The organism is Mucilaginibacter pedocola, assembly GCF_002013915.1.
Lineage (GTDB): Bacteria > Bacteroidota > Bacteroidia > Sphingobacteriales > Sphingobacteriaceae > Mucilaginibacter > Mucilaginibacter pedocola.
The window spans coordinates 311,485-328,381 of sequence record NZ_MBTF01000037.1 but is presented as its reverse complement, the minus strand read 5'-3'; the positions used below and the strand labels follow the sequence as shown (position 1 = coordinate 328,381).

The following is a 16,897-nucleotide window of genomic DNA, read 5'->3' as shown; positions in this document are numbered from 1 at the left end:
AATTAAAATGATAGGTTTACGTTTAAGCCATAGCTGCGCACAGTTGGCGATTGCAGCCCGGTAAGACTGGTAGCATAGTTGTACTGGTCAAGGTCAACATCCTTAAAGCGTTTATCTTTGTAGAAGTACAGCAGGTTACGGCCGTAAAGCGATACCGAAGCTTTTTGAATAAACGTGTTTTTAAGCATGTTTGACGGGAAGTTGAAACCAAAGGTTACCTCGCGCAGCTTGGTGTAAGTTTTGCTCATCAGGTTGGCCTCATCAGCATTATAGTATTTACTTACATAATCCTGCACAAAAGCGGTTTGGGTGTTTGGCGCATAAGTAAGCGCGCTGTAGTTAAGTACCGCACCGGTTTTAGAGTCGTAGTTGATAGATTGGCCATTGGCAATTACAACACCTTCGCCTACGTAAGCACCGTTGTAGCCGGCCTTACCAAAGTTTTGCCAATCGCTGTAGCGGGCCGCGCCCAATGCACCTTCAGCAGTTTCTGCATTAGCGCCACCACGCATGGTTTTGTTATGCATATAATCAACAATTACACCACCAACCGCGCCATCAAACTGGAAGCTCATGCTCAGGTTTTTATATTGGAATTTGTTGTAGATGCTCCAGGCGAATTTATTGTTCATATTACCCAGGAACTGTGCAACAGGGTTAATAAGCGGTTTACCGGCCGCATCGTTAATAATTTGGCCTTGTGGGTTGCGTACAAAGGCAGAGCCGTAAAGCTTATCGGTACGGTCGCCGGCTTTAAAGAAGGTGTTATAGGTATCCTGGCCCGGAGGCAGTTCTTTGTAGATCTCTTTAAAAGTTGAGATGTTACCTAATACGTTCCAGCTAAAACCGTCCATATCTCTGATAGGTGTACCGCTAACAGAGCCTTCGTAACCGGTTTTCCGGGTTTTTAAAGCGTTAACATATTCAATTGTATAACCGGTAGCAGTTGATATAGCGTTAGGCAAAATACGCGGGCCGTCGATATATTGGAACGCAGTACCCGAAACGCTTAAACGGTTGTTCAGGAATTTGATATCGAAACCTTCCTCGTAGTTTACACGGGTAGAAGTTTTAATATTATTCTGGAACAGGTAATCGGTAGCATAACCTGCCGCCTGGTTGTTGTAAGGCTTGCTGATGCTGAATGAACTTACCAGCGAGTAATCGGGGCCGTTGTATGGCGAGTTGTAGGTACTGCCGTAGCCTAACGGATTGTTAAATAACGATGGGCCGGTGCTGCCATCAAACGCTGTGATAGAGCTGAACGGCGCAGGGCCAATAGTGGTAGAAGTAGCATCCGAACGGATGTTAGAGAACGATGCACGGCCTTTCAGGAAAGTGATAAACTCGGGCAGTTTCACATAGTCAGACACCACAGTTGATACCGATACACTTGGATAGTAGTAAGTGGTTGGCATTTGGAAGGCCGACGATTTATCTATACGGCCGGTGCTGCTGATGGTAGCATATTTACCGAACGAAGCATCCAAAGAGTAGTAAGCGCTCAGTACACGCATATCCGAGCTAAAGCTGGTGGCCTGTACAGCGTTTTTAGAGTTGCTGAAAGAATAAACACCAGGTACGTTCAGGTAATCTGTAGATGCCCAGTTAGAGTTGTATGTAAAGTTACGCAGGTTACCGCCCACCAAACCCGAAAGGTTCAGGAACTTTTTAATGGTGTAATCATAGTTTAACATCAACTCGTTGTTGTTGTCCCACAGGTTACGGCGGTCTTCGCGGTAATCGCCCTGGTTATCTTCGCGGCCGTAAGGGTGGGCCGAGAATGGCATTTTTTCGGTACGCAGCAAACCATAAGTATCAATTTGCGAACGCAAAGTAGCGTTCAGGTTGTTATTGATCTTGAAGTTGGCTAAAATGTAACCGTTTGTGTTGTTTTTGTAATGGCCGCGGGTCCACTCCTTGGTCATGAACCATGGGTTGTGGTAACGGGTATACTCGGCAAACTGCGATTGGATGCCTACTTTACCCGGCTGCCATATAGCTTTAATATCCGGCGCGTTAACATCCCAGTCGGCACCTGTCCAAACAGCAATATTGTATATCAAGCTGTTAGGGCCGTATGATACGTCGGGGAAGTTATCTGTAGTTTGGCGATTAAAGTTTACGTTACCCTCAAATTTCCAACGTGGGTTAGGGTTAAACGATGCATACATGTTGGCATTGGCTATATCGAGGTATTGGAACGGGATGTAGCTGTTTTGGTGCTGTTGCGATACCGATAAACGGACATTGTAGCTGTCGCCATTGGCGCTCAAGGCTACGTTGTTATTGGTTTGGTAACCGGTGCGCAAAAAGTTTTGCAAGTTATTAGCACCACGTGCAGTATATGGCGTAGCCTGGCGAACGCCATCAATCACAGGGCTATCGTACTGCTTTATCAGCTGGCCGTTAAAGTACGGGCCCCAAACGTCGTAGTCGGCATCTACACCACCCGGTGCACCACCTTTACCATCAACAAATTCATAAAAAGTGTTCTCGCCCGCACCGTATGATTTTTGTACGCGTGGGAAAGCAAGGAAACCACTGTTGATAACAGTACTGCTGTTTACATCAACAGTAAGGCCTTTTTTGTTTTTGTTGCCTTTTTTAGTAGTGATCAAAATAGCACCGTATGATGCACGGTTACCGTAAAGCGCAGCAGCAGCAGGGCCTTTTAGTACGGTATAAGTCTCAATATCATCAGGGCTGATGTTATAAGTATCGGTGTTGATAGGCACACCATCTACTACGTATAACGAAATAGCGTTACCACGCAGCCTAACGCTTGGCGCTCCCAAAAGCTCTGCCGATGGGCCAACTGATAAACCTGCCACCTTACCTGTTAAGCCGGTGATAGGGTTAGGGTCGCGTGCCATGGTAAGGTCGTCGCCATTTACGGTTTGCAGGGCGTAACCTACACGGCGGGTCTCTTTTTTTACACCCAGTGCGGTTACAACCACCTCGTTTAGCGCTTTGCTGTCCCCTTTAAGGTCAACCACCATGGTGGTGCTGTTGCCAACAGTTACCTGTTGTTGGGCAAAACCTAAAAATTTAAACACCAGCACCTGGCCCGGTGCTGCGTTAATAATAAAACGGCCATACACATCGGTAGTGGTACCTTGTGTTGTACCCTGCAGCATTACGCTTACGCCGGGTAGCGGCTGTTTGTTTTCGTCGTTAACTGTACCCGTAATTTTTGTTTGGGCAAACAAAAACAGGGGGGCAAGGCAGCATAGCATAAGCAAAGCAAGCCTCTTGAAATTGGGGTAAAAGTTTTTCATACTACTTGATAAAATCTGATTTTTAGAGTGAATCTTGTAGCTGCAATACTAAACTTTGTTTATTATTAGTAAACTAAGTTTAAATTAAGTAAACTTTATCAGTGTGTGTAGTTAGGGTTAAGCCCTCTTGAAGATGGTAATAATTACATGATGGCGTGGTTATGTTGGGTTAACATTGCCAATAGAAAGGTAAGGGATATGATTGAAAGAACTATAACGATGGGTTTGGCCCCCATCGCTATATCAGCGAATTTTAAAGGACTGCGTTAAGCCCTCTTCAAATGCGCAAGCGCCAGCTCTTTCAGATGCGCTACATTATCAACGGGGATATGCTCCAGTTTGGCCTCATCATCCCAATAGCGCATGCGTACTATAAGGTCGGCATCAGGGTTCGTTTCAAAGGCCGCAGCCTCTTCGGCACTCATCACCCCACCCTGGAAACCTAGGGTAACTTTGCTCGCCGGCGAAAGTTTTTCGTAATACTCGGGGTATTTATAAGTAAGGTATCGTTTGGCTATTACGTGCGCATTAACCAGTCCGGCCAGGCGTTCAGAGAATCCGCGTTCTACCAAATAATCGTGGCCCAGTTTCTCGTGGTCAATATTGCCCATGCCATCCATACTCTCGCTGGTGGCGCACAGATGGCCAATATCATGAAAAAAGGCTGCCAGTATAACCTCTCCATCGTACCCTTCTGCTTCGGCCAGGACCGCTGCCTGCGACATATGCTCCAACTGCGAAACGGGTTCGCCTATATAGTCTTCATCGCCATGCAATTCGTACAGGGCAAAAACTTCGTCAACAATTTCTTCGGGTGTGCGGCTGGTAAGGGTCATGGGGCTTTTTATTTTGGGAGCCAAATAAACGGTTTTAATGTTATGTTAAAATTAAGTTTTATTGGGCGATGCAGTAAAATGGGTTTGGTTTATTACTTAGCGATTGGCAAATCGTATTTGATGTTGCAACACCATTCTGTTAATTTAGGTTAAACGCCTTGCCTCCTTTAATTATAATCCCTACTTTGCCACCGTAAACCACCCTAAGTTTAGCAAATGGAAGATGATGTACTGATACAGATCAGTAACCGGATAAAGGATAAACGCCGCGAAAAAAACATAACGGTACAGGAACTGGCCGCCCGGGCCAACGTAAGCAAGGGGCTAATTTCGCAGATAGAGAACAGCCGCACCATCCCCTCTCTCGTAGTACTTATTGATATCATCAGGGCGCTGGAGATAGATATGAATGTATTCTTTAAAGATATACATACCGCAGGCAGCAATTTTCCGCTTATCATCCGCCGTAAAGACGAATACGAACATTTTGAAAAGGAACATGCCGAAGGTTTCCACTACCACCGCATCTTTACCCAAAGCATCAAAAACTCCACAGTAGACATTGTAATATTAGACCTGGAGCCCGATGCCCATCGCCCGCAGGTAGAAACCGAGGCTTACGAGTATAAATACATCCTGAAGGGAACCATCGAATACCAGTTTGGCGAAACCACTTACACCCTCAAAGAAGGCGACTCGATGCTATTCGACGGACGTATTTCGCATACCCCCAAAAATATGGGTAAAAGCAAGGCAAGCATGCTGGTTATCTATTTTTTCGAGGAACGCAATTAAGGCTCTTTAAGATTTCTTAACTTTAAATTAGTTTATCATTAATAAACATAGTTTAATATTGCTAAACAAATAAATTGCATTATCTAACCGTATTGGGGTGATATGTTCTGCTAATTACCCGGATAAATGGCAAACACTTTTGTTAGCACCTTGCGTGGCCGCATAGCCTTGTGGCCTTATTGGCTGGTTTCGTTACTGGCTGCTATATCGGCTTTTGGCTGCTATACTTCTATGTATGCCTTCCGTAAAGCATTTGCCGCAGGTACCTACCCCGGGCAGCAATACCTGCATGTAGATTATAAGGTATGGCTGGTGATAGCGCAGATAATAGGTTACACACTCAGCAAGTTTTACGGCATTAAATTTATTGCCGAAATAAAAGGCGCTAAACGCGGGTTGATGATATTAATTCTGGTGGGTATCTCTTGGCTTGCCTTATTGGGCTTCGCCCTAACACCAGCACCTTATAATATTGTTTTTCTTCTTATCAATGGCTTCCCGCTTGGCCTGATATGGGGCCTGGTTTTCGGCTACCTGGAAGGCCGCCGCTCTACCGAATTTATGGCGGCTGTCTTGTCTATCAGCTTAATATTCGGCTCGGGCTTTGTAAAAACTATCGGGCAAACGCTTATACATGTGTACCATGTTAACGAGTTTTACATGCCCTTTGCTACCGGTGCCATATTTGCGCTGCCGCTGGTGCTGTTTGTTTGCCTGCTGGAAATGATGCCCCCGCAAACCGCGGCCGATAAAGCCTACCGTACCGAACGCTTACCCATGAACGCGCAGGAACGCCGGCAGTTCATCGTTCGTTTTTTCCCGGGCATTATGCTCACCATTATCATCTACGTACTGCTCACCATTATGCGCGATGTGCGCGATAACTTCGAGGTAGAGATATGGAGCAGCCTCGGCATTACCGACCGCACCATTTACGCCATTATTGATACCCGCATATCCCTCATTGTGCTGGTAGCCATGAGTTTACTAATACTGGTACGCAAAAACCTGCGCGCCTTTAGCATCATCCACTTGTTCATTATAGGCGGGTGTATTTTAGTAGGAGCTTCTACCCTGCTGTTCTCCATGAAATTGATAGGCCCCGTTAGCTGGATGACCATGGCAGGCTTAGGATTATACATGGGCTACGTACCCTACAACGCCGTATTCTTCGAGCGTATGATAGCTACCTTCCACTACAAAAGCAACATAGGCTTTGTAATGTATGTGGCCGATAGTATGGGTTACCTGGGCAGCGTAAGCATTTTATTGATAAAAGAACTGGGCAGGCCCGGCATAAGCTGGGGGGCTTTTTTTAAAGAGGGTGTATCGGTAGTGGCCGTTATCGGCGGCATTTGCGGTGTGTTATCTTTAATTTACTTCCTGCAATCGGCCCGCCGTAAACCGGCCAACACCGGCAACGAAACAAACAACGAACTAAATTTTTCTGCAATATGAGTACTATACCATCAGCTATTGTAATAGGCGCCGGCATTGTTGGCCTGGCCACGGCACGTGCGCTTGCCATGCGCGGTTATGAAGTAACTGTTTTCGAACGTAACGAGCGTGCCGTTGGTGCATCTATCCGCAATTTTGGTATGGTATGGCCCATAGGCCAGCCAAACGGAGCTCTGTATGAGCGTGCCATGCTATCGCGCAGCATCTGGAAACAAACTGCTGTTGAAGCCGGTATTTGGCACGATGAAGTTGGATCGATGCACATTGCTTACCACGATGATGAGCTGGAGGTAATGGAGCAATACGTAGATATGAATAAGGGTTACCGCGATTGCGCTTTGTTAAGCCCCCAACAAGCACTCGAAAAATCGCCGGCCGTAAACCCGGATGGTTTGAAAGGCGCTATTTGGAGCAGTGCCGAAATGATAGTAGAAGCACGCGTGGCCATTGGTAAAATTGCGGAGCACCTGGCAGAACGCTATGATGTTACTTTCCACTGGAACACCGCTATTACTGCCGTAAAAACCAACACTGTAAGCAGCGGCACCCGCACCTGGCAGGCCGACGAAGTATTTGTTTGCAGCGGAGCCGATTTTGAAACACTGTACCCCGAATTATTCAGCACTTTCGATATCACCAAATGCAAGCTGCAAATGATGCGCCTGATAGCCCAGCCCGATGAATGGCGCATTGGTCCAGCCCTGTGCGGTAGCCTAAGCATGGTACACTACCCCGGTTTCCATGCTGCACCGGCTTTGGATGCGCTGCGCGAACGCTATAAAGTACAGTATGCCGAGCACCTGAAATGGGGCGTACACGTAATGGCGGCTCAAAACCACCTGGGTGAGCTCACCGTAGGCGACTCGCACGAGTACGGCCTGGTGCACGACCCATTCGACAAGGATTTCATCAATCAATTGATATTAGATTACCTGAAAACTTTCACCCGCTTTAAAGACGATAAGGTAATACAAACCTGGCACGGCATACTCCCTAAAATGACCACCGGCCAAACCGAACTTATTATGGAAGCCGAGCCCGGCGTGACCATCATCAACGGCCTCGGCGGCAACGGCATGACGCTGTCTTTCGGCTTATGCGAGCAGGTTATTGCGGCAAAGTTTGATAGATAGCGATAAAAAAAATGCCATTTCGAGGGAAGCGAAGCGACGAGAAATCTTGAACGTTTAGTATTAACGCATGCGATTACCACTTTGCATGAACGCTTAGCATTGCGTCGAGGATCTCTCTTCGCGTGCCCGCACTTACCTTCCCGCTGCTCATCGAAATGACAAAATTGGACGAATAGATTTGACAACTTTTTGAAAGTTGTCAAATCTTCCCGGCATGCCATCGCTCCCGCGAGCGTCCCCGCTCGTGGTCCGCCTGCAAGGTTAGCGACTTGCAAATAAAGCGCTCGTTCAAACATTCTCAAAACATCTAAAAATTCCCTCCCTACCGTTGTAACATCCCTCCTGTTGCACAATCTAAAATTTGTCATTTACTTTGACACCGAACTCGACGATGACCTCAATCGGCCGTTGCCAATTCTGTTTTAACATGGAAATTACCTGGCATACACACATCTAAACAATTTTTATACATACTAATATGGCTATTACGCTACGTAAAGGTGAAAGGATCAATATTGGCCTTTCCCAAATAAGTGTTGGCTTAGGCTGGAACCCAAACGAGGGCACCGGCTTCGCTTTCGACCTTGATGCATCTGCAATTATGGTGGGTGCGGGCCGCCTCATCCCGGCCGAAGAATTTTTTGTTTTTTATGGGAATACCGCTTCGCCAGATGGTGCTTTAACGCACTCGGGCGACGACCCCACCGGCGGCAACAGCGATGGCGGCGACGACGAGATCATCAGCGTGAACCTTAACCAGGTAGACCCGCGTGTTACCGAAATACTCTTCGTAGTAACTATTCACGAAGCCATACAAAGGCGCCAAAACTTCGGGCAGGTGCGCGATGCCTATATCCGCATTGTAGACGAAAGCACCAAAACCGAAATAGCCAAATACGAACTCTACGAGGATTTCTCGATAGAAACAGGTATCGAGTTTGGCCGGCTTTATAAAAAGGACGTGAACTGGAAATTTGAAGCGTCGGGCATTGGCTACCGCGAAGACCTGGCTTATTTCCTGGGCAAACACTTTAAAGGCGAGATCATCAAATAAACCGGGAGGATAAAATTATGGCTATCAATTTAGTAAAAGGCCAAACCATCGACCTCCGCAAAAATGATGGTGGTACCGACTATGACCTGTCTGAAGTAACGATAGGCCTTGGTTGGGACGTCAGAAAAAAAGAGACCGGCTTCTTCGCCAGCCTTTTCGGAAACGAGGAAGACGAATACGACCTGGATGCCATAGCATTTCTGCTGGATGCCAACGGCAAAGCAGTAAACACGGGTAGAAAAAAGCCCCAAAGCAATGGCAGAAGCATTAGCTATTACGGCGGCGACATCATCTTTTTCAACTCGATGCAACATCCATCGGGACACATCTGGCTAACAGGCGACAACCGAACCGGTGCCGGCGAAGGCGACGATGAGCAGATCATTGTAAAACTAAACGATTTAGGGCACCAATACCAAAAGATAGTTTTTGTGGTGGCCATTTACATGGGGCAAGCGCATAAACAACATTTCGGCATGGTGGAGAATGCCTTTATCCGTGCGGTTGACAAACGAGGGCGCGAAATTGCAAGGTTCAGCCTATCGGGCAACAGCACCTACAATGGTATGCGTTCCATGATATTTGCCGAAGTTTACCGGCACGATGGTTCGTGGAAGTTCCGTGCCATTGGCGAGCCTCATACCACCGATAACTTTGTGGACCTACTGAAGCAGTATACCTGATATAAAACGGGCGCTGTAAGTTAAAGTACAGCGCCCGTTTGTTTTATTTCTTTTCTTCGTTAACCACCCAGCTATTTATTGAGTTGTTCTTCCCTTCAATAACTACTTTGTAAATAGCCGAAGGTGTGTTTTTTACTGATACCAGTGCATGCTCCTGTTCTATCGGCAACTCGGCCAATAGTTTATACTCATCGGCTTTGCCGCCATCTTTAAAGTTATTGGTCGCTGCTACCCATATTTTAACTTTCTCGCCTTTGGAAAGCGCTTTCCAGCTAATATCGATATTACCCTGCACTAAATTGGCCGTAGGTATGGCAACAGATACCGGGCCGGTTAGCGGCGTACCATCTATTTCGCGGGCAAAGTTTACCGGGATATTGATGTTCATGAAACGGACTATGGTTGGCATAATATCCACAATGCCGGGGTAGTAGTATTTCTCGTAGTCGTTAAAGCCTTTGGCATTGGTAACCATCCAGGTAGAGCGCTGCCTTGCCGATTGACCGCCGTGGTTCTTGCCGGTTTTCTCGTCGCGGCCATGGTCGGTAGTGATAAAGATGAGCCAGTCCTCGTTGAATTTGCTTTGGCGGTATTGTATGGCCTCCCATATTTTGCCTACCTGCGCATCCATCATCTTAATGGCATCGTAATATTGCGGGCTGTCGCCATAGCGGTGGCCCATATCATCGGTATACTCCAAATACACCCATGATAGATCCGGAGCATTTGTTTTTATACCGGCACTGGCTTCGGCAATTACCTTTTCGTCAATGCGGTGCATGTAGGCACTCTCTTTATCATGCTTAAAGTTAATGGTGTCCAGTTCAAAGCCATCGGCATGGTAGTCTACCTTAATTTTGCCGGTAGCATCCATACCATCGCCAACAAGCTTAGTGCGGTTATCCAGCCAGCTGGAGTAAACGGCAATTTTCTTATCAGGATATTGGTTTTTAAACAACCTGAAAATGGTTGGGTAGCTATAGTTAGGTTTTGCAATATCGTTATCCCAAACATTGTGTTTATTTACCCAGGTGCCGGTGAGCAAGCTGTTATAACCCACGGCAGATATGGTAGGTGTTTGCGAATAGCCCGCCTTTTCGCCCCCAACATGGGCACGCAGGTAAGCGCCTTGCTTAGCAATAGCAGCAAGGTTTGGCGTAGCCAGTTTTTCAATAACATCCGCAGGGATGCCATCGGCAATAATAAAAAGAGCTTTCCTGGTTTTCTGCTGCGCATTGGCAGCAACGGCAATAGATAAAGATAATATGGCAAGCGTACAGCTTTTGATAAAGGGGCGCATAACAAGTTTTTATTGGCGAAACTAAAGGTATTAAAGTTAAGTAAATGTTATTTATAAAGCATTTTCATTCCATTTATTCACACAATTTTGTCATCTTGATCGGCACATTTACATATCTACGCTGCCACATATTTCCTCAATGTTATTTTTTTGTTAGCTTGCATGGTTGCCGCTCCCATCTATTTATCTTAGCCCAATTTTTATACTGTACCCTATGGACTTCAACATTGTAACACTCGAAATTGCCGACCATCTTGTCCATTTCAATTACTACGACCAACTGATAACCGACGCTAATTTTGCCGACGAACAAGTAAAGCTGCGCAAAAAGCGCGACGAGCATTTAACCGAACTTTTTGCCGGCCTAAACTTCTATGATAAGAAAAGCCAGCTATTGTCGCTAACCCAGCTTCGCGCCCTCATCATCCCCAAACTAGCCGACGTAAAAAACAAGCAGATACACGAGTTGGTAGAACAACTGGAAAAGGACACCAAAAAGATGAAGAAGCTATACAAAGCTTCGGTAAAAAAATAAGCCGCTACAGAGCCAAAAACAAAAGGCCGAATTTTCAGAAAATTCGGCCTTTTGTTTTATCCGCGGCACGCGTTATATCTCCAATAAACGACCTACTCCCCTACCAACAAACCCGGATAGTCGGATATGATACCATCCACACCTACACTTTTCAACCGGCTGATCTCTTCGGCGCTGTTTGCCGTCCATGGTAAAACTTTAATATTCTTATCGTGGCAGCTTTTCACAAAAGCGGCATCAACAATTTTGCAATACGGACTGATGATGAAGGGCGTAAAGCCAAGCTCGGCCACATACTCGTCGGCGGTATGCTTTTCCATTACCAGGTAAGATGTGCGTACCTTCGGATACTTTTTGTTAATGATCTGTATGGTGCGTTTATCAAACGATTGTATCACCACCCATGGCGTTATCTTTTTCTTCTCTATCACCGCCATCAGCAAGCTAACAAATTCATCAGGCGCAGGATTGTACAAGCCATCGCCCTCGGCCGAACATTTGGTTTCGATATTATAAAACACCTGAGGCTTGTGCCTTACCTTACTATAGGTTTGTACCGAATCTATCAAATCGCTAAGCAGCGGCATATAGGCTTTCAGTTTCTTTTGCTGCGGGAAGTTACTACAAGGTTTGCTGCCCACATCGTACCGCTTCAGCTCGGTATAAGGCATTTTATAAAGGATAAGTTTTTTGGCATCATCGGGGCTTATCTCCTTGCTATCGGCAGTGAGGCTGAAAAGCGGGTTAATATATTCATCGTGCGAAAGAACCACCTGCCCGTCTCCGGTGATATGTGTATCCATTTCCAGCGTAGTTACACCCATGTCGATGGCGTTCTTCATGGCTGGTATAGTATTCTCGGGCATAATACCACGCCCGCCCCTATGCGCTTCGGTACTGAATTTTGGATAAGGCACTTCGGCATTAAATAACCCAAAGCCCGATAGCGCCACCAAGCCGGCAACTGCAGATATAAATAGTTTTGTGCGCATAGGAATATTTTAAATAACAAACGTAACAGTTCCAAGTCGGCAAAACGGCAGCAAAGCATTAACCTTTTATAACGTTAACATTAAGTTTAAAGCCCAGAGCATCAGAGAATCCCAAAATCAAGCGCATCAAGGTTCAGACAATCTGCACATCTGAAATCTGCACATCTATCCCCTCTCCTCATACGCTTTCATCCTCGCCTCCAGCCTTTCCACCCGGTTAAGCAGAATATTGTACTCGGTGCGCAGCATGCTTAGCTCGGTTACCAGTTTTACATCAGCACCCTTTACCTTTTTGGCACCTTTGCCGTTTATAAACCAATCGGCACTGTAGCCCAGCTTTTTGCAAACACCATCAATAATGCGTTGAGATACCGGCCTGTCGCCATTAATAACGCGGCTAACCGATGGCTGCGACATACCAATAGCCTTACTAAACGCACTTTGGTTGCCCCCGAACTCGTTCAGCAGTATATCGCGCAGGCGCTTGGCAATAGGTTCGATGCTGTTACTCATCAATTTTTTTCACCACGTTAAATATCTGTTCAATATCATCCAGGTAGAGGTCCTGGTCGGGGTATTTTATTTTATCAGGGTTAAGCGAGTGGATGGTGATGATACCCTTCTCCACATCGTGGCGGGTTATCTGCTTAATAAGGATGCCTTCGGTTTTATGTACAATTACCCAGGCCTCCCAGTTATGGGTATGCAGCTTATAGCGCCATTGTGTTTTGGGCAGTTCGCGCGCCACCACCTTTACGCCTTCAAAAATACTTTGGCGGAAAAACTCGGGCTCCAGGGTGGTCATGCTATCGCCGCGCACCTCAAAGGCCAGGTAATGCCCGCGGTGTTGTTTAGCAACTTCAATGGAAGTATAAGACAGGTCTTCGTAATATTCCTTATCCTGGAAACCATGTAAGTATCCTGCAAAAGCTTTATAAGGAATAATGGGTACACGCATGCGCAAGGTGCCATCGGGCAGTTCCTCAAAGCGGGTACCGTCGTTATCAAAATCACCCGGGTCGCCGGCCAAATGCAGCGGAAAAGCTTCCAAACGCGGCCCTTTGTGCTCATTTGTACCAAAAACCTCCTCAGTACTCGTTTCAAATACAGTAAGTATTTTATTTACAACCTCGCGACTAAGGTTGTTAGTTTTGAAATACTGATAAACCGTTTGCCGGGTAACCTGCAATTGCTGGGCAGCATTGGCTACAGCAATATCTTTCCTATCTAAAAATTCTTTAAACTTTTCTCCCTGATAATCAGCCATTTTAATACAAAATACTTACACAATCAATCAAAACTATTGACATTGTAAGTATTATACTTACATTTGTATATTAACAAACGCCAACAGCCACTTTACAAAAGTAAATATAATATAAACAAATGCAAAACAGCCAATTAACTCTACAAAAAACCGCACAATGCGGTGTAGCGCCGGGCATTGCCAAATTAATGGCGCTCCCAACCGCGCCCCGCCTGCCACCAAAAGCAAGCCCTAACCAACGCGCAGCTTACAACGGCTATTGGCTTGCCGTAACAGCACAATACCAAAACGTACTAAGCCTACAGCAATGGAAAGGTGATAACCAATGGCTGCCGGAGTATAAACCTTAGCGATGGGTTTCAAACCCATCGCTAAGGAAAGCCAACAATACCCCACCAATAAACCATTGAACTAATGAACGCACAAAGAACCAACCACGACCTGCTGATGCTGCTGGTATCGGTAAGATTCGATAAAAGCCGTATAGTAATTGCCGAGCACGAACTATCGGAAAACTTTTTGACCCTGTACCTCGAAGACAGGGAGGACTTTAAGCCGCACTTGGAAGATACGCTGCTGTACAAGTTACCAATAAGCTGCTTCGAAGCCATCATCAGTAACGAGGGGTTCAATAGTTACGAGGGAATAAAGCAAAGCCCATCGGGCAGATGCTACAACGGGCGGATCATCATTAACGAGCCTTTACTTTGGTGGGAACAAGATGCCACGCTATACCAGCAACAGGAGGTTTTGCATTTGGTATTGCAAAATGTATTGGCATCGGCAGGGCAAGGGCAGTTAGCTGAGGTAGCATAAGCCTCCCCACCGCCTCTGATAACAATTAACTAAACCCACAAAACCATGAAACTACTCCAAACCATCCTTTGCCTGCTCGGCGCCCACGACTGGCGCTTGCTGAAAGGCCAAAATAAACGCCAGTGCATACAATGCAACCTGCGCCACCGCCGCACCTTTTACGACTGCACTAAGTGGGAGAAGTATTGAAAACAGCCACCCTAACAATGACTCAATGACTTAATGACTCAATGACCCAACCTAAAAAAGAAACCCGCACCAAACGACAAATACAGGATGCCTTTTTGCGCAAACTGGAAGTTTGCGGCAACATTACCATGGCGGCTAAAACAGCAAAGGTAGACAGACGCAAAGTATACCAATGGCGCGAGGCGGATGCCAAGTTCCGCGCGGCATTTCTGCTTGCACAACAAATGGGTATTGATATGCTGGAAGATGAAGTACAGCGCCATACACGGCACCGACAAACCGGTTTACCACGGCGGCAAGCTTATAGGCAAAGTAAAGGACTACTCGGATACCCTCCTAATGTTCCTGCTAAAGGCCAAACGCCCCGAAACCTATAAAGACCGAGCCGACAGTGCACGGAAAGATAACGAACCAACGGATTATGACATAACCTTAAAGATTTGAAAAATAAACTGCTTACCGAATTATTCAACTCCAGAGAGTTTAACCGGTGTATTAAAAAAATGCGCCCCGAGTGGTTGCACGACGACCTTCGCGCCGAAGTAGCGCTCATCCTCTGCGAAATGCCCGAAGAAAAAATTATGGCTTTGCACCAACAGGGTGTGCTGCGGTTTTACGCTGTGCGCATTATCCTCAACCTGGCGCAAAGCAGTACAAGCCCCTTCTTCAAAAAGTTCCGGGCCAGCTGGGTAGAACTGGAGAATATAATAGAACCTGCATACATAGAGTATGACAAAGAAAAAGAGGCTATGCTAACCCAGGCAATTACGGAGATTGACAACCTTTACTGGTACGATAAAGAACTGCTGAAACTATACTTGAAACTGGGCAGCTACCGCGCTATGGAACAGGAAACCGGCATCCCCTTCGAAAGCATTTACAAAACTGTGCAACAGGCCTGCAAGGCGATACGGACGAAAGTGACAAGCTAAGCGATAAAAATTCCCTCCTCGGGGAGGGGTGCGGCTGGCAAGCGCGCAAAGGCAGGGAGGGGTTAGCCACTACACCCCTCAACATTACATAGGCCCAAACCCACCAATGAACTAATGACACTAATGAACAAACACGAAGTTATCCTCACCGCCCTTGCCTGTGCCTTTAGCTGGCTGCAGGTAAACCGCATCAACTATCGCCCCTTCAATTGCCTCATGTGCATGAGCGGCTGGTGCGCCCTCATCATAGCTGCATTTGCCGGCTACGGCTTGTACGCGCTACTATTCTTCCCCCTTGGCATTTTTGCAGGTGCCATGCTCGAGGGAGTAATTATGAAATATTTATAAAACTATGCGCAAACGCATAAAAGTAATTAAACACAACATGGATATACTTGGCTTAGTGGGCAAAGATAGCGGCCCCGGTTTCCACAGGGTACTAATGCCCTTATTAATGATGCCCGGACTGAACACGCGCATCACCAATTTTGCCGACGAGGCTGAACTGGCAAAAGGCTACCACACCGTTTACTACAACCGGCATGTTGACGATAGCGTGGTAAACCTCTGCATCAAAAAAGGGCTAAAAATTGCCGTAGATGTTGACGACCATTGGCATTTGCCTCCATCGCACATCGCCTACCACGATTACCGCCGAAACAGTTTTGCGGCTATACAAAAGCGCCATATACAGCAGGCAGATGTGGTAACCACCACTCACGAACGATTAGCGGAGCAAATTTACCCCTTCAACAAAAACGTAGTGGTACTGCCAAACGCTATCCCTCATCATACCGAATACTTCCCGGTATGCCACACCCCTGGCGAACGCATACGCTTGTTTTGGCAAGGTAGCATTACCCACCAGGCCGATATGCGCCTGCTTGCACCTGCCATTAAAGGCATACAACACCATGCGGAACTAAACCGCCAACTCATGATGGTGCTTTGCGGCTACACCAAACACCCGGCTTGGGATGCTATGGTGAGCACTTATACCAACGGACTTAAACTAAAAGGCGCCATTATGCCCGCTGCCAGCCCGTTCGAATATTACCGCAACTATGGTTTAGCCGATATTTGCCTGGCTCCGCTGGCAAAAAACGCTTTCAATAGTTTCAAAAGCAACCTGAAGGTATTAGAAGCCGCGCACTCGGCCCTGCCTGTAATAACAAGCAAGGTACACCCATACCTCGGCTTGCCGGTGCTTTATGCCAACAAGCCGACCGATTGGTTAACCCATATCCGCGCTTTAGTAAACGATGAAGCCATGCGCAAAGAGCTTGGGCAACATTTACAGGCGCATTGCGCGCAGCATTACGACTTCGATACTATTAATCAACAACGCAGGGAGGCATTAGTATGAACCCGGCCAGCATACAATTTCTTGATGAGCACCGCCACATCTACACCACATTGATGGCGGCGGGCATCATCAAACACCTTGATATGGCAACCCGCCAGCGAATGGTTGATATTATCAGACTCGAATTCGCTCCCAACTATATCAGCACCCTATGGTGCCAGCCTTGCGTTATCGATTTGGTGAAGTTCGCCTATGCGCAATACGATAAATGGCTGGCGGAGAACACAGGCGATGATGCACAGTAACACGCGAAGCTACCA

Annotated in this window: 20 protein-coding genes; 14 read left to right on the top strand and 6 right to left on the bottom strand. The window is 46.6% G+C overall.

The genetic code is table 11. From position 1 onward, the window contains the following. Positions 1 to 2: 2 nt before the first annotated feature. Both BC343_RS27670 and BC343_RS27665 read right to left on the bottom strand, forming a co-directional pair. Complete coding sequence (locus tag BC343_RS27670; RefSeq protein WP_078351048.1) at positions 3 to 3,281, bottom strand: SusC/RagA family TonB-linked outer membrane protein; 3,279 nt, start codon at positions 3,279 to 3,281, stop codon at positions 3 to 5. A gap of 266 nt (positions 3,282 to 3,547) precedes the next feature. Then, positions 3,548 to 4,141 carry an HD domain-containing protein gene (locus tag BC343_RS27665; protein WP_238381886.1) on the bottom strand — a complete coding sequence of 198 codons (594 nt, stop codon included), beginning with the start codon at positions 4,139 to 4,141 and terminating at the stop codon, positions 3,548 to 3,550. Positions 4,142 to 4,333: 192 nt separating this feature from the next. Here BC343_RS27665 and BC343_RS27660 point away from each other — a divergent pair, with 192 nt between their 5' ends. From BC343_RS27660 to BC343_RS27640, 5 genes are all read left to right on the top strand, one after another. Next, positions 4,334 to 4,912, top strand: coding sequence for a helix-turn-helix domain-containing protein (locus BC343_RS27660; protein ID WP_078351046.1), 579 nt, complete (start codon positions 4,334 to 4,336; stop codon positions 4,910 to 4,912). A 126-nt stretch (positions 4,913 to 5,038) separates the two neighbouring features. Then, positions 5,039 to 6,370, top strand: a complete 1,332-nt coding sequence (locus BC343_RS27655; protein ID WP_143822382.1) for a DUF5690 family protein — start codon at positions 5,039 to 5,041, stop codon at positions 6,368 to 6,370. Next, positions 6,367 to 7,503, top strand: a complete 1,137-nt coding sequence (locus tag BC343_RS27650; RefSeq protein WP_078351045.1) for a TIGR03364 family FAD-dependent oxidoreductase — start codon at positions 6,367 to 6,369, stop codon at positions 7,501 to 7,503. Before BC343_RS27655 ends, BC343_RS27650 begins: the two co-directional genes overlap by 4 nt. Positions 7,504 to 7,981: 478 nt before the next feature. Further along, on the top strand, positions 7,982 to 8,557 hold the full coding sequence (locus BC343_RS27645; RefSeq protein ID WP_078351044.1) for a TerD family protein: 576 nt from the start codon (positions 7,982 to 7,984) through the stop codon (positions 8,555 to 8,557). Positions 8,558 to 8,574: 17 nt separating this feature from the next. Next, positions 8,575 to 9,240 carry a TerD family protein gene (locus BC343_RS27640; RefSeq protein ID WP_078351043.1) on the top strand — a complete coding sequence of 222 codons (666 nt, stop codon included), beginning with the start codon at positions 8,575 to 8,577 and terminating at the stop codon, positions 9,238 to 9,240. A gap of 43 nt (positions 9,241 to 9,283) precedes the next feature. Here BC343_RS27640 and BC343_RS27635 read toward each other — a convergent pair whose 3' ends face one another. Further along, a complete protein-coding gene (locus tag BC343_RS27635) occupies positions 9,284 to 10,540 on the bottom strand; it encodes an alkaline phosphatase family protein (protein WP_078351042.1) in 1,257 nt (418 codons plus the stop codon). 214 nt (positions 10,541 to 10,754) lie between these two features. On the opposite strand from BC343_RS27635, the gene BC343_RS27630 reads away from it, so the two are divergent. Then, entirely contained in the window at positions 10,755 to 11,075 is a 321-nt protein-coding gene (locus BC343_RS27630; RefSeq protein ID WP_078351041.1) for a hypothetical protein, read from the top strand. Between the two features lie 92 nt (positions 11,076 to 11,167). Here BC343_RS27630 and BC343_RS27625 read toward each other — a convergent pair whose 3' ends face one another. The 3 genes from BC343_RS27625 to BC343_RS27615 all read right to left on the bottom strand — a co-directional run bounded on the left by BC343_RS27625 (position 11,168) and on the right by BC343_RS27615 (position 13,334). Further along, on the bottom strand, positions 11,168 to 12,067 hold the full coding sequence (locus BC343_RS27625; RefSeq protein ID WP_078351040.1) for a glycerophosphodiester phosphodiesterase family protein: 900 nt from the start codon (positions 12,065 to 12,067) through the stop codon (positions 11,168 to 11,170). Positions 12,068 to 12,232: 165 nt separating this feature from the next. Beyond that, positions 12,233 to 12,580 (bottom strand): helix-turn-helix domain-containing protein, encoded by a 348-nt coding sequence (locus tag BC343_RS27620; protein WP_078351039.1) that lies wholly within the window; start codon positions 12,578 to 12,580, stop codon positions 12,233 to 12,235. Continuing rightward, complete coding sequence (locus tag BC343_RS27615; protein WP_078351038.1) at positions 12,573 to 13,334, bottom strand: helix-turn-helix transcriptional regulator; 762 nt, start codon at positions 13,332 to 13,334, stop codon at positions 12,573 to 12,575. The genes BC343_RS27620 and BC343_RS27615 overlap by 8 nt, the downstream gene beginning before the upstream one ends. Positions 13,335 to 13,453: 119 nt before the next feature. Between BC343_RS27615 and BC343_RS27610 the strand changes: the two genes are divergently transcribed. The 8 genes from BC343_RS27610 (at position 13,454) to BC343_RS27575 (ending at position 16,882) form a co-directional block, all read left to right on the top strand. Then, on the top strand, positions 13,454 to 13,684 hold the full coding sequence (locus tag BC343_RS27610; protein WP_078351037.1) for a hypothetical protein: 231 nt from the start codon (positions 13,454 to 13,456) through the stop codon (positions 13,682 to 13,684). Between the two features lie 64 nt (positions 13,685 to 13,748). Continuing rightward, the gene (locus BC343_RS27605) at positions 13,749 to 14,150 is read left to right on the top strand and encodes a hypothetical protein (protein WP_078351036.1); all 402 of its coding nucleotides are present in this window, start codon (positions 13,749 to 13,751) and stop codon (positions 14,148 to 14,150) included. Between the two features lie 45 nt (positions 14,151 to 14,195). Next, positions 14,196 to 14,339 (top strand): hypothetical protein, encoded by a 144-nt coding sequence (locus tag BC343_RS31165; protein ID WP_156088781.1) that lies wholly within the window; start codon positions 14,196 to 14,198, stop codon positions 14,337 to 14,339. Between the two features lie 41 nt (positions 14,340 to 14,380). After that, a complete protein-coding gene (locus BC343_RS30875; protein WP_143822381.1) occupies positions 14,381 to 14,716 on the top strand; it encodes a hypothetical protein in 336 nt (111 codons plus the stop codon). 63 nt (positions 14,717 to 14,779) lie between these two features. Then, the gene (locus BC343_RS27590; protein WP_078351033.1) at positions 14,780 to 15,271 is read left to right on the top strand and encodes a hypothetical protein; all 492 of its coding nucleotides are present in this window, start codon (positions 14,780 to 14,782) and stop codon (positions 15,269 to 15,271) included. A gap of 123 nt (positions 15,272 to 15,394) precedes the next feature. Further along, on the top strand, positions 15,395 to 15,619 hold the full coding sequence (locus BC343_RS27585; protein ID WP_143822380.1) for a hypothetical protein: 225 nt from the start codon (positions 15,395 to 15,397) through the stop codon (positions 15,617 to 15,619). A 4-nt stretch (positions 15,620 to 15,623) separates the two neighbouring features. Further along, entirely contained in the window at positions 15,624 to 16,637 is a 1,014-nt protein-coding gene (locus tag BC343_RS27580) for a glycosyltransferase family protein (RefSeq protein WP_078351031.1), read from the top strand. Beyond that, positions 16,634 to 16,882 (top strand): hypothetical protein, encoded by a 249-nt coding sequence (locus BC343_RS27575; protein ID WP_078351030.1) that lies wholly within the window; start codon positions 16,634 to 16,636, stop codon positions 16,880 to 16,882. Before BC343_RS27580 ends, BC343_RS27575 begins: the two co-directional genes overlap by 4 nt. The last annotated feature ends 15 nt before the right edge of the window (positions 16,883 to 16,897 follow it).

What these genes read in the sequence shown, in the direction of transcription:
- BC343_RS27670 (WP_078351048.1), bottom strand. Translation starts at nt 3,281, where the DNA reads ATGAAAAACTTTTACCCCAATTTCAAGAGGCTTGCTTTGCTTATGCTA.
- BC343_RS27660 (WP_078351046.1), top strand. Translation starts at nt 4,334, where the DNA reads ATGGAAGATGATGTACTGATACAGATCAGTAACCGGATAAAGGATAAA.
- BC343_RS27655 (WP_143822382.1), top strand. Translation starts at nt 5,039, where the DNA reads ATGGCAAACACTTTTGTTAGCACCTTGCGTGGCCGCATAGCCTTGTGG.
- BC343_RS27650 (WP_078351045.1), top strand. Translation starts at nt 6,367, where the DNA reads ATGAGTACTATACCATCAGCTATTGTAATAGGCGCCGGCATTGTTGGC.
- BC343_RS27645 (WP_078351044.1), top strand. Translation starts at nt 7,982, where the DNA reads ATGGCTATTACGCTACGTAAAGGTGAAAGGATCAATATTGGCCTTTCC.
- BC343_RS27640 (WP_078351043.1), top strand. Translation starts at nt 8,575, where the DNA reads ATGGCTATCAATTTAGTAAAAGGCCAAACCATCGACCTCCGCAAAAAT.
- BC343_RS27635 (WP_078351042.1), bottom strand. Translation starts at nt 10,540, where the DNA reads ATGCGCCCCTTTATCAAAAGCTGTACGCTTGCCATATTATCTTTATCT.
- BC343_RS27630 (WP_078351041.1), top strand. Translation starts at nt 10,755, where the DNA reads ATGGACTTCAACATTGTAACACTCGAAATTGCCGACCATCTTGTCCAT.
- BC343_RS27625 (WP_078351040.1), bottom strand. Translation starts at nt 12,067, where the DNA reads ATGCGCACAAAACTATTTATATCTGCAGTTGCCGGCTTGGTGGCGCTA.
- BC343_RS27620 (WP_078351039.1), bottom strand. Translation starts at nt 12,580, where the DNA reads ATGAGTAACAGCATCGAACCTATTGCCAAGCGCCTGCGCGATATACTG.
- BC343_RS27615 (WP_078351038.1), bottom strand. Translation starts at nt 13,334, where the DNA reads ATGGCTGATTATCAGGGAGAAAAGTTTAAAGAATTTTTAGATAGGAAA.
- BC343_RS27610 (WP_078351037.1), top strand. Translation starts at nt 13,454, where the DNA reads ATGCAAAACAGCCAATTAACTCTACAAAAAACCGCACAATGCGGTGTA.
- BC343_RS27605 (WP_078351036.1), top strand. Translation starts at nt 13,749, where the DNA reads ATGAACGCACAAAGAACCAACCACGACCTGCTGATGCTGCTGGTATCG.
- BC343_RS31165 (WP_156088781.1), top strand. Translation starts at nt 14,196, where the DNA reads ATGAAACTACTCCAAACCATCCTTTGCCTGCTCGGCGCCCACGACTGG.
- BC343_RS30875 (WP_143822381.1), top strand. Translation starts at nt 14,381, where the DNA reads ATGACCCAACCTAAAAAAGAAACCCGCACCAAACGACAAATACAGGAT.
- BC343_RS27585 (WP_143822380.1), top strand. Translation starts at nt 15,395, where the DNA reads ATGAACAAACACGAAGTTATCCTCACCGCCCTTGCCTGTGCCTTTAGC.
- BC343_RS27580 (WP_078351031.1), top strand. Translation starts at nt 15,624, where the DNA reads ATGCGCAAACGCATAAAAGTAATTAAACACAACATGGATATACTTGGC.
- BC343_RS27575 (WP_078351030.1), top strand. Translation starts at nt 16,634, where the DNA reads ATGAACCCGGCCAGCATACAATTTCTTGATGAGCACCGCCACATCTAC.